Annotated in this window: 9 protein-coding genes and 1 pseudogene; 4 read left to right on the top strand and 6 right to left on the bottom strand. The window is 63.4% G+C overall.

The annotated features are described in order from the left end of the window. Nucleotides 1–130 precede the first annotated feature (130 nt). Nucleotides 131–2008 carry a monovalent cation:proton antiporter-2 (CPA2) family protein gene (locus HCZ87_RS17645; RefSeq protein WP_167645902.1) on the top strand — a complete coding sequence of 626 codons (1878 nt, stop codon included), beginning with the start codon at nt 131–133 and terminating at the stop codon, nt 2006–2008. 42 nt (nt 2009–2050) lie between these two features. On the opposite strand, the pseudogene cobT reads toward HCZ87_RS17645, so the two are convergent. Beyond that, a pseudogene (cobT, locus tag HCZ87_RS17640) lies at nt 2051–3045 on the bottom strand (nicotinate-nucleotide--dimethylbenzimidazole phosphoribosyltransferase). 102 nt (nt 3046–3147) lie between these two features. On the opposite strand from cobT, the gene cobS reads away from it, so the two are divergent. Continuing rightward, a complete protein-coding gene (gene cobS, locus HCZ87_RS17635; protein ID WP_167645900.1) occupies nt 3148–3900 on the top strand; it encodes an adenosylcobinamide-GDP ribazoletransferase in 753 nt (250 codons plus the stop codon). A 120-nt stretch (nt 3901–4020) separates the two neighbouring features. Here cobS and HCZ87_RS17630 read toward each other — a convergent pair whose 3' ends face one another. The 5 genes from HCZ87_RS17630 to HCZ87_RS17610 form a co-directional block, all read right to left on the bottom strand. After that, nucleotides 4021–4533 carry a CarD family transcriptional regulator gene (locus HCZ87_RS17630; RefSeq protein ID WP_167645898.1) on the bottom strand — a complete coding sequence of 171 codons (513 nt, stop codon included), beginning with the start codon at nt 4531–4533 and terminating at the stop codon, nt 4021–4023. Between the two features lie 292 nt (nt 4534–4825). Continuing rightward, nucleotides 4826–5164: a ferredoxin FdxA gene (gene fdxA / locus HCZ87_RS17625; protein ID WP_167645896.1), complete on the bottom strand. Its 339-nt coding sequence runs from the start codon at nt 5162–5164 to the stop codon at nt 4826–4828. A 65-nt stretch (nt 5165–5229) separates the two neighbouring features. Further along, nucleotides 5230–5604: an RNA-binding S4 domain-containing protein gene (locus tag HCZ87_RS17620; RefSeq protein WP_167645895.1), complete on the bottom strand. Its 375-nt coding sequence runs from the start codon at nt 5602–5604 to the stop codon at nt 5230–5232. Between the two features lie 7 nt (nt 5605–5611). Beyond that, nucleotides 5612–8560 carry a helicase-related protein gene (locus HCZ87_RS17615; protein ID WP_167645893.1) on the bottom strand — a complete coding sequence of 983 codons (2949 nt, stop codon included), beginning with the start codon at nt 8558–8560 and terminating at the stop codon, nt 5612–5614. 77 nt (nt 8561–8637) lie between these two features. Beyond that, entirely contained in the window at nt 8638–9156 is a 519-nt protein-coding gene (locus HCZ87_RS17610; protein WP_254868690.1) for a tetratricopeptide repeat protein, read from the bottom strand. A 209-nt stretch (nt 9157–9365) separates the two neighbouring features. Here HCZ87_RS17610 and HCZ87_RS17605 point away from each other — a divergent pair, with 209 nt between their 5' ends. Then, nucleotides 9366–9653 carry an SCP2 sterol-binding domain-containing protein gene (locus HCZ87_RS17605; protein WP_167645889.1) on the top strand — a complete coding sequence of 96 codons (288 nt, stop codon included), beginning with the start codon at nt 9366–9368 and terminating at the stop codon, nt 9651–9653. Between the two features lie 5 nt (nt 9654–9658). Next, nucleotides 9659–10639, top strand: coding sequence for an alpha/beta hydrolase (locus HCZ87_RS17600; protein ID WP_167645887.1), 981 nt, complete (start codon nt 9659–9661; stop codon nt 10637–10639). Nucleotides 10640–10643 lie beyond the last annotated feature (4 nt).

The following is a 10643-nucleotide window of genomic DNA, read 5'->3' as shown; positions in this document are numbered from 1 at the left end:
ATGACCCCCGCCCAGAAACTGAGAACGGCCGCGTAAATTCTACGACCAAGTCCCCGCAGAAACGGGGGGATTACCGCGCAAATAAGACCTATGTCTTTGCCAAGTCATCAAAAGCTGGCAGTATCCCATTATGGACAGTTTTCTTTCACAAGCCTCGATCTACCTCGCCGCCGCCGTCATCGCCGTGCCAATTGTCGCCCGCTTGGGCCTCGGCTCCGTTCTGGGGTATCTGGCCGCGGGCATCCTGATCGGCCCCGTCTTCGGCTTGGTGGGAACCGAGACCGCGGAATTGCAGCATTTTGCAGAATTCGGCGTGGTGATGATGCTGTTCCTGATCGGGTTGGAGCTCGACCCCCGGGCGCTCTGGGCGATGCGGCACCATCTGATCGGCCTCGGCGGCTTGCAGATCTTCGCCTCAACCGGTTTGCTTGCAGGTGCCGCCATGGCGCTGGGCCATGACTGGCAGGTTGGTCTGGCCGTGGGCCTGGCGCTGGCCTTGTCCTCGACGGCGATCGTGTTGCAAACCCTGTCCGAGAAGGGGCTGACCGGCACCGGCGGCGGGCGCGCGGCCTTTTCCGTATTGTTGACACAAGACATCGCGGTCATCCCGATCCTCGCGCTGCTGCCGCTGCTGGCGAGCACGCCCCCCACAACCCTCGCGGCCGATGGCTCCATCCAGCGTGGCGCCGAGGCGGTCGAGGCCGGGCATGGCTCCCTCTCGCTGGTAGAGGGGCTGCCCGGCTGGGCGGTCACACTCATGACCCTCGGCGCCATCGCCTTTGTCATCCTGGCCGGGGTCTATCTGACCCGCCCGGTGTTCCGCTTCATCCATGCCTCCAACCTGCGCGAAATGTATACCGCGCTGGCGCTGCTAATCGTGGTCGGGATCTCCTTCCTGATGACGCTGGTCGGCCTCTCGCCCGCGCTTGGCGCCTTTTTGGCCGGTGTGGTTCTGGCCAACAGCGAGTTCCGCCACGAGCTGGAAAGCGACCTTGAGCCCTTCAAGGGGCTCCTATTGGGGCTGTTTTTCATCACCGTCGGTGCCGGCATAAACTACCGCCTGTTCCTGGCCGAGCCCGGCGACGTGATTGGCCTGGCGCTGCTGGTGATCCTGGCCAAGGGCATGGTGCTCTATTTTGTCGGCAAGGCCTTCGGGCTGCGGGGGCGCAACCATTGGCTCTTTACCCTCAGCCTTGCGCAGGCCGGGGAATTCGGCTTTGTCCTCCTGGCTTTTTCCACGCAGATCAATGTCTTGCCCGAGGATCTCTCGGAAAAGATGCTGCTGGTGATTGCCGTTTCGATGATGATCACACCGCTTCTGTTCATCCTCTACGAGCTCCTCTCCAAACGGATGAAGGACGCCCATGTCGAACACACCCCGGACGAAATCGACGAGGTCGGCACGGTGATTATCGCCGGTATCGGGCGTTTTGGTCAGATCGTGCACCGGCTGGTCAATGCGGCTGGTTTCACAACCGTGCTGCTGGACAATGACATGCAGGCGGTGCAGCTGATGCGGCGCTTTGGGGTCAAGAGCTTCCTGGGCGATCCCACCCGACCGGAACTGCTGAAGGCCGCCGGCATTGCCAAGGCCAAGGTGCTGGTGGTGGCGCTGGATGACCAGGACAAGGCCACCGCGCTGGTCGCCTATGCCAAGCGTCATTACCCAGATGTGCATGTGGTTGCCCGCGCCTATGACCGCCACCATGTGTTCGAGCTCTATAACGCCGGGGCCAATGACATCGTCCGCGAAATGTTTGACAGCAGCCTACGGGCCGGGCGCTACGTTCTTGAAAACATTGGGCTAAGCGAATACGAGGCCGCCCAGGCAGAGCAGACCTATTATGCCCACGACCGCCATACGCTGCGCGAGCTCGCCAGCCATTGGCGACCAGACACCCCCGCCAGCGAAAATCCGGCCTATATCAAACGCGCCAAGGAGCTGGAAAAGGATCTGGAAACCGCCCTGCTCTCCCTCGCCGAGGAACACGCAAAAAAATCCGCCTGAGGTGACCCAGGCGGATTGGCAAATCTCGCAGTATCAAACGCGTCAGCCGTCAGAAACCCCGGCCTCCGCAAAGGTCGCCATGCCGCTATGGCAGGCCAATGAATGGCCAGCGCCGCGCCAGATCCCTCGCCGAGGCGCAACCCCAGTGACAGCAGCGGCGCCTTGCCCAGCTTTTCCAGCAGCGCCGCATGGGCGCCCTCGGCGCTTTGATGCCCGGCGATCGTGTGGTCCAGCGCCCCTTGGGCGATATCCGCCAGACAGGCGGCAGCCGCACAGCAGATGAACCCGTCAAGGATCACCGGAATACGCAGCACCCGGGCCGCCGCAATCGCCCCCGCCATGGCCGCAACCTCGCGCCCGCCAAGGCAGCGCAGCGCGTTGAGACCACCATCCGGCGCATGCAGCGCGACGCCCTCGGCGACCACCTGCGTCTTGAGGCTCAGGCCATCGTCGCTCACACCGGTACCACGGCCGGTCCAATCACCCGCCTCCCCGCCATAAAGCGCATGGCAGATCGCGGCAGCAGAGGTGGTATTGCCGATCCCCATCTCGCCCACCACCAGCAGATCCGCCTTGGGATCCACCGCGGACCAGCCGGTTTGCAGCGCAGCCAGCAGCTCCGCCTCGCTCATCGCCGGGGCAGCGGTAAAATCCGCCGTGGGCCGATCCAGCTCCAGCGCGTGCACATCCATCCGCGCACCAGCCAGCTTAGCAAGCTGGTTGATCGCGGCGCCGCCTGCCTGGAAATTCGCCACCATCTGCACGGTGACCTCCGCCGGAAAGGCCGACACGCCGCGCGCGGTCACACCGTGATTGCCAGCAAAAACAATCACCTGCGGCGCTGCAATCTCGGGGCGATCCGTGCCGCGCCAGCCGCCATACCAGATCGCTGCCGCTTCCAATTGCCCCAGCGCCCCCGGCGGTTTGGTCAATTGCCCGTTGCGCGCCGCACAGGCCGCAAGGGCCTGCGCATCGGCCGCCGGAGCCTGCGCAAGCGCGTCACAAAAGGAAGAAAGCGTCGGGATGTCTGGCAGCATAAAAAGCCTCGTTGCGTCGGACCTCACCGCAGGGGTAAAGCGGTGTTCAAGCCTGTTTAGCCCCCGCGCCCTGCGCCGAGAAGCCCCGCCAGAGGCACCGACATGAGAAAAAACGACATTGCCGCAACGGATGTGCTGCTTGCGCTGGTTTTATTGACCCGCCTGCCCCTCCCGGCCCTGCCCAAAGCCGCCTTTGCCCGCCAGGCCCGCGCGGTCTGGGCCTTTCCGCTGGTGGGGCTCCTGGTCGGTGGCCTTGCCACGCTCCTCGCCAACGTCGCCCTCAATTTCTGGCCGCCGATGATCGCCGCCGGTCTGCTGCTCCTGATACAGGTGCTGCTCACCGGCGCCATGCATGAGGACGGTCTGGCCGATTGCGCCGATGGCTTCTGGGGCGGCTTTGATCGGGAGCGGCGGCTCGCGATCATGAAGGACAGCCAGATCGGCACCTATGGGGTGCTGGCGCTGGTCCTCACCATCGGTCTGCGCTGGCTGGCCATGACCCAGCTGCTGAGCCTGGGCGCACTCTGGGCGCCAATCGCGCTCGCAATGCTCAGCCGCGCCGCCATGCCGGTGATGATGGCCAGCCTGCCCAACGCACGCGGCAGCGGCCTTTCGCAGCAGGTCGGCCGCCCAACTGCCTTCGCCACCTGCCTCGGCCTCGCCATCGCCCTGGCCCTGAGCCTCTGGCTCGCTGGTCCCATCATCCTGCGCGCAGCGATCCTCGCGGCCCTTGTTGTGTCCGGCCTGCGCCTGTTGGCCAAGTCCAAAATCGGCGGACAAACCGGCGATGTGCTTGGTGCCACGCAACAAATCACCGAAATCACCCTGGCGCTCGCGCTGTTGGCATTGATCTGATCCCCTTTCATCTTTTCCCAAATATCCCGGGGAGCACGAGGGGCAGCGCCCCTCGTCCCAACCGCGCAAAACAAAAAGGCCGCCCCAATGGGACGGCCCAAACTCGATCCTGACAGAGGCTCAGGCAGCGGCGCGGGAGGTCAGCACCTCATCCACTTGTTTCGCGGCCAGCACCTCGTCGCCACCGGAAACAGCGGCCACCTCGCGGGTCAGACGTTCCAGCGCCGCTTCATAGAGCTGACGTTCGGAATAGCTCTGCTCGCGCTGGTCGTCGGTGCGGTGCAGGTCGCGCACCACTTCGGCGATGGCGATCAGATCGCCAGAGTTGATCTTCTGTTCGTATTCCTGCGCCCGGCGCGACCACATGGCGCGTTTGACCTTGGCCTTGCCCTTGAGCGTCTTCATCGCCTGGGCGATCACATCCGGCGAGGACAGCGAGCGCATGCCGATGTCGATCGCCTTATGGGTGGGCACCCGCAGAGTCATCTTGTCTTTTTCAAAGGTAATCACGAATAGCTCCAGCGTATAGCCGGCCACTTCCTGCTCCTCGATCGATATGATCTGGCCAACCCCATGGGCCGGGTAAACAACATATTCGTTGGGACGGAATTCGAGCTTCTTCGATTTGGTCATACAGGTCTTTCCTCGCGATGACACGGCAACCACGCCATGTATGCTGAGCGAACACTATTCCCGCGCGGCCCGCCTATCAGGCCTCACCAGGGGTCACATTCACGCAGCAAGCCCACCAAGAGACCCGCGAATCACGCGAGTCAGCACGGCAGACGGTATCCTTTGGCTTTCAGTACATCTTTCGAATATAACACAAAACCGCGCCGTCCGAAAGCCGAAGGGCGCGTGATTGTGATATCTGGCCAGGGGAGAGACGCTAATTCTTCGTGATCGCCCCTGTTTTCGGGCGATATCAGCCGCCTTCGCCGGGCGCTTCGGAGAAATACTTCTCCAGCTTGCCCTCTTCGCCGTCATGTTTTTCATGATCTGGCATCGGCTCCTTCTTGGAGACGATCACCGGCCAGAGCTCCGCGTATTTGCGGTTGAACTCTACCCATTTGTCCATGTCCGGCTCGGTGTCGGGACGGATCGCATCCGCCGGGCACTCCGGTTCACATACGCCACAGTCGATGCATTCATCGGGGTGGATCACCAGCGTGTTCTCACCCTCGTAGAAACAGTCTACCGGGCATACCTCGACGCAGTCAGTGTATTTGCAAGCGATACAATTGTCCGTGACGACGTAGGTCATTGGCTTGGATCCCGTTTCAGTGTCTGGGCGCCTTGCTAATCCACAAGCGGGCGCGCTTCAAGACGTCAATGTTCGTCCCAGACCCGAGTAAGACCAAGTGCTCTGCGCTCTTTCTTGTCCGGGCGACCTTTTCCCTCGTATTTCGGATTGGCAGGCGGTTTGTCCTGCTTCTCCGTCATATCAAAGTACAGCGTCTGCGCCTCGGGCGCCGGGCCGCGTCGTTCGGACAGCGCAAGGATGCGCACCACGCGCACCTGATGCCCCTGGGCAAAGGTCAGAACGTCCCCGACAGAGACGTTCTGAGATGGTTTGGACGCCTTGGTGCCATTCACGCGGACATGCCCCGCCCCGACCTGTTTGGACGCCAGCGAGCGGGTCTTGAAGAACCGCGCATGCCAGAGCCATTTGTCGATGCGGATTTTGCCCGCGTGATCCACCATTCTTGCGTCAGTCGTTGTTTTTCAGCCCCATCAGCGCGGCTGCAAAGGGGTTGTCCGGGTCGATGGGCTTGTCCTTCTTCGGCGGGCGGGCGGAGTAGGTCTTGGCGCCGCTGTCGCCACCACGATCCGGGCGACCGCCTTTCTTGCCACCGGGTTTGCCCTGCGGCTTGCCACCGCTGCGGGGCTTGCCTCGGCCTCCGGCCTTGTGACCGGCCGCATCGCCACCGCCGCGGCGCTGTCCGCGCGGGTTGCCGCCCGGACGCGCCGGGCGCGACCAGGTGAAGGTGTAGAACACTTCCATCTCTTGCTCGGCCATCGCAGCATCCGCCGCTTCGCCGACCGGGGTCTCGCCCTCGGTGGTCTCGGCCACGGGCGCCTCGACGGCGACCTCTGCGGTCTCCGCAGCGGCTTCGGCGATTGGCGTTTCGCCCTGATCGACGATCTGCTCTGCGCCCTCTGGCACATCCGCAGGCGTGTCCGAAGCTGCCTCCGCAGGGGTATCCGTGGCGATTGCCGCATCAACCGGGGCGGTCTCAGCCTCGCTCGCAGGGGTTTCGCTCACGACGACATCCACCGCCTTGACCTTTACGCGCTCGCCCTTTTCGGTGCGATAGCCCAGCCCCTGCATCAGATCGGCAAATTGCTCCAGCGTCATGCCGGTGATCGACAGCATATCCGGCTTGGCTTCAAAACCGCCACGGCTGTCCTCGGCGCGCAGCATGTCGGCCAGGCGCTCCAGCATGTCGATGCGGATCATCCGCTGACCGGCGGCGCGATAGCCTGCCATGGTGTCATAGCCCTCGGGTGCTTCCGGCATGGCGGGCACGGTGACCAACCCCGGAGGCGGTGCTTCGGGGAATTCCTGCAACCCATTGGCCAGCGACCATAGCAGCAAACGCAGGCGCGTCGGCGCCGGTTTCAGCAGCAGCGGCATGAAGATGGTGAACTGACCAAAGCGAATACCGTGTTTGCGCAGCGCGCCACGGGCATCCTGATCCAGCTCCTTCACCTCTTGCGCGACACCGGCACGCGGCAAAACGCCCAATGATTCGACCATGCGGAAGGCAAAGCCCCGCGCCAGACCGGTCAGCGCCTCGTCTTTTTGCAGGTTGTGCAGCGGTTCAAACAGCGCCGAGATCTTGCGGCTGATGAAATGTTGCAGCCGGCGCTCGACCTTTTGCGTCACATCCGGCCCGGCGGCCTCGTCCACAAAAACCTCGATTCGCGGATTGAGCGCATCAGCGCCAGCAACCAATTTGCCAACCGCATGCTCGCCCCACATCAGACCGCCCTGATCGGTATAGTCGATCTCCGTATCCGGCGCGTTATAGAAGCGATCCGCACGCAGATGATACTGCGGTGCCAATGCCTGCACGGACGCCGACTTCAGCGCCTTGGCCTCAGCCCCTTGCGCAGTCTTGTCCGGCGAGAACCGGAAGCCTTCGAGTTTCCCGACGAATTCACCTTCGACGGTCACTTCACCCTGGTCATTTACTTCGGCCAAAAGGGCCTCCTTCTGTTTGAGCCGCCGCAACAACACAGAGGTGCGCCGGTCCACAAATCGTTGCGTCAGACGCGCATGTAAGGCGTCAGACAACCTGTCTTCTACAGTGCGGGTTTGCTCCCGCCAATGGCTTTCATCACGCAACCAGTGGTTTCGTTGCGCGACATAGGTCCATGTGCGGATAAACGCCAAGCGTTTCGACAATGTGTCGATGTCGCCCTCGGTCCGGTCAATGCGGCGAATCTGTCGCGCAAACCAGTCATCCGGCACCACACCGCCCCCATGAAGATAGCCGAATATGCCAGCAAGCAAAGAGGAATGCTCCGCATGGCTGATGCCGCGAAAGTCGGGAATGCGGCAGACGTCCCACAACAGCCGCACCGAGGCGACGTCATTGATGCGCTCGCGAATGGCGGGATCCTGCGACAAACTGCGCAGCGCCATCAGGTCGTCCGCCTCGCGCGCCTTGATCAGCACCTCGTGGTCGGGACTTGATTCGAGCGAGCGGATCAGCGCATCCGCCGAGCCAAAGCGCAGATCCGAGGAGCGCCAGTTCAGCTTTTTCAGCGGCGTGAAGCGATGTTCCATGATCGCCTCGGCGACGCCGTCCTCCAGCGGGCGCGCATCGCCGGTGACGCCAAAGCTGCCATGGCTCATGCCGCGCCCGGCCCGGCCCGCGATCTGCGCCAGCTCGTTGGGCGCCAGTGGCCGCATTCGGCGGCCATCGAATTTCGCAGTGGAGGAAAAGGCCACATGGTCGATATCGAGGTTCAGCCCCATGCCGATCGCATCGGTGGCGACCAGGTAATCAACCTCGCCATTCTGATAAAGCTCCACCTGCGCGTTGCGGGTGCGCGGGCTGAGCGCCCCCATCACCACCGCCGCGCCGCCCTTCTGGCGGCGGATCAGCTCGGCAATGGCATAGACGTTATCGACGCTGAAGCCGACAATCGCAGTGCGCGGCGGCATCCGCGAGATCTTTTTTGACCCCGCATAGACCAGCTCCGACATCCGTTGACGACGCACAAATTCCACCCCGGGCACCAGCGCCGCAATCGGGCCGCGCATGGTGTCGGCGCCCAGAAACAGCGTCTCATGCAACCCGCGCGACCGCAGCAGCCGGTCGGTAAAGACATGGCCGCGCTCCGGGTCGGCGCAGAGCTGGATCTCGTCGATGGCTAGAAAATCGCAGCCCATGCCCTCCGGCATCGCCTCCACGGTGCAGATCCAGTATTTGGCGCGCGGCGGCACGATGCGTTCCTCGCCAGTGACCAGCGCCACCACCGAGGGGCCGCGCAGGCTGACGATCTTGTCATAGACCTCGCGCGCCAGAAGCCGCAGCGGAAATCCCATGATCCCGGTGCGATGGCCTAGCATGCGCTCGATTGCGTAGTGGGTTTTGCCTGTATTGGTCGGGCCAAGCACGGCCACAACCCGGGATGCAGCTGTCATTGCATCAGTCTCCACACGCCCTGCCCGCGGGGCAGGGCCGCCGCAAGGTGGGGGTCAATTTCATTGCAATCGCTGCCCTAGAGGGCCTGCCCGTTCACCTCACCGGACAGCCGATCCAGCGCCTTGGTTACTTCCTCGTGATTGGGATGTATAGCCTTTGCACGCGCATAGGCGGCATAGGCGCGCTCCGGGTCGCGGAAATATTCAAACACCTGACCCAGCCCGTAAATGGCATTATAGTCATTGGGGTTGAGCGCCAGCGCGCGCTCCAGATCCGCCACCGCCGGGCCAAAGAGGTCGGCATGGAAGAACGCCCGGGCACGTTCGGACCAGCCCTCGGCGAAATCCGGCGCGTGATCAGTCAGGGCGGTCAGATGCTCGATCGCCGCCTGCCAGTCGCCGCGCTCCATCGCGTCCCGGCCGCGCCGCAGCAACAGATCCATCGAGGGCGAGCCGCTATGCGACCACAGCGCCATCAGCTCGCGCTCCAGCGCGGCGGCGTCATGCGGGTCGGCATCCGCCAGCCGGGTCAGTAGCTCCGCCTCATCGAGCTGCGAGAGGTTCACCGCCGCCGGATCTTGCAGCACCTCCTGCATCACATCCTGTGCAGATGCGCCACTTGCGACACCAAATGCCAGAACGAGGCTGACAGGCCGCAAAAGTGCCGCCACGGTAGCTTTGAGATTCGTGTTAAGACTGCCCATATATGAAAGGGTAACGGCACAGGGGGTAAAATCCAGCCCCCCTGGCCAAAGCTTCACAGTTTTGTGCAGGATGTACAAAACCCCAGTTAGGAACGACCAAGATGAGCGACACACTGGAACAGGCAGCGGCAGCGCTGAACGACAAGATGGACGACGGCTTTGACGCCTCGGCGAAATTTGACATCACCGGTCTTGGCGCCATCGTGCTGGATGCCAACGGCGCGCGCGTCGCTGACGAGGAAACCGACGTCACCCTGACCGCCGATGCCGATACCTTCCAGGAGATCCTGAGCGGCGAACTGAACCCGACCGCGGCCTTTATGGGCGGCAAGCTGACCATCGACGGCGACATGGGCGTCGCGATGAAACTGGCTCAGGTTCTGGCGTAAGTACCATGACAGCTCAGCCCGTGCCCCAGCCCCAGACGGATTTTGTCCCCGCGCCCTATTTTGCAGAGATCGCGCGCGGCCCCACGGGGGGGGAGACCCATTGGCTGACGACAAAAGATGGCCTGCGCATTCGTGCGGGCCATTGGCCCGCCCCGGGCGAGGCCAGGGGCAGCATCCTGCTGTTTCCCGGGCGCACCGAGTATATCGAGAAATACGGCCCCACCGCCTGTGACCTGGTGGCCGAGGGCTTCTCGGTTCTTGCGGTGGATTGGCGCGGCCAGGGGCTGGCGGATCGTGCGCTCGCAGAGCGGCGGCTCGGCCATGTCGGCGATTTTGCCGAATTCCAGCTAGATGTGGCCGCAGTGCTGGAGCACGCTGAGGCGCTGGATCTGCCCAAACCCTGGTTCATGATTGCCCACTCCATGGGCGGAGCGATCGGGCTTCGTGCATTGATGAACGGCGCGCCCGTTGCCGCCGCCGCCTTCACTGCGCCGATGTGGGGCATCCGCATTCCGCTGGCGCTGCGCCCGGTGGCCCGGATCCTCTCTCAGGTCGGCCCGCATCTGGGCCTGAGCGAAAAACAGGTGCCGACCACGACCATCGAGCAATATGTCCAGGTCGCCCCGTTTGAGGGCAATACGCTCACCAATGACCCGGAAACCTACGCCTTTCTGCAAATGCAGATGGCGGCGCAACCGGATCTGGTGCTGGGGGGGCCGACCCTGCAATGGCTGGCCAGCGCGATGAGTGAATGCGCCGCCCCCCCGGCCCTGCCCTCCCCCCAGCCCCCCTGCCTGCCCTTCCTCGGCGAAAGCGAGCAAATCGTCGCCCCCCCGCCGATCCACGACCGCATGTCGCGCTGGCCCGGCGGGCGGCTGGAGATGGTGCCCGATGCCCAGCATGAAATCCTGATGGAACGGCCCGAAACCCGCGCCCGCACGATTGCCGCCATCAACGAATTTTTCCGCACTCACAGCGCAGGCTGACCCT

The sequence above is a fragment of the Phaeobacter sp. HF9A genome, assembly GCF_011806385.1.
GTDB lineage: Bacteria > Pseudomonadota > Alphaproteobacteria > Rhodobacterales > Rhodobacteraceae > Epibacterium.
Note: the sequence above shows the minus strand (reverse complement) of the source record. Positions and strands in the feature narration are given on the sequence as shown.

Excerpts from the sequence above, each read along its gene's own strand:
- HCZ87_RS17645 (WP_167645902.1), top strand. The coding sequence starts at position 131 with ATGGACAGTTTTCTTTCACAAGCCTCGATCTACCTCGCCGCCGCCGTC.
- cobS (WP_167645900.1), top strand. The coding sequence starts at position 3,148 with ATGAGAAAAAACGACATTGCCGCAACGGATGTGCTGCTTGCGCTGGTT.
- HCZ87_RS17630 (WP_167645898.1), bottom strand. The coding sequence starts at position 4,533 with ATGACCAAATCGAAGAAGCTCGAATTCCGTCCCAACGAATATGTTGTT.
- fdxA (WP_167645896.1), bottom strand. The coding sequence starts at position 5,164 with ATGACCTACGTCGTCACGGACAATTGTATCGCTTGCAAATACACTGAC.
- HCZ87_RS17620 (WP_167645895.1), bottom strand. The coding sequence starts at position 5,604 with ATGGTGGATCACGCGGGCAAAATCCGCATCGACAAATGGCTCTGGCAT.
- HCZ87_RS17615 (WP_167645893.1), bottom strand. The coding sequence starts at position 8,560 with ATGACAGCTGCATCCCGGGTTGTGGCCGTGCTTGGCCCGACCAATACA.
- HCZ87_RS17610 (WP_254868690.1), bottom strand. The coding sequence starts at position 9,156 with ATGCAGGAGGTGCTGCAAGATCCGGCGGCGGTGAACCTCTCGCAGCTC.
- HCZ87_RS17605 (WP_167645889.1), top strand. The coding sequence starts at position 9,366 with ATGAGCGACACACTGGAACAGGCAGCGGCAGCGCTGAACGACAAGATG.
- HCZ87_RS17600 (WP_167645887.1), top strand. The coding sequence starts at position 9,659 with ATGACAGCTCAGCCCGTGCCCCAGCCCCAGACGGATTTTGTCCCCGCG.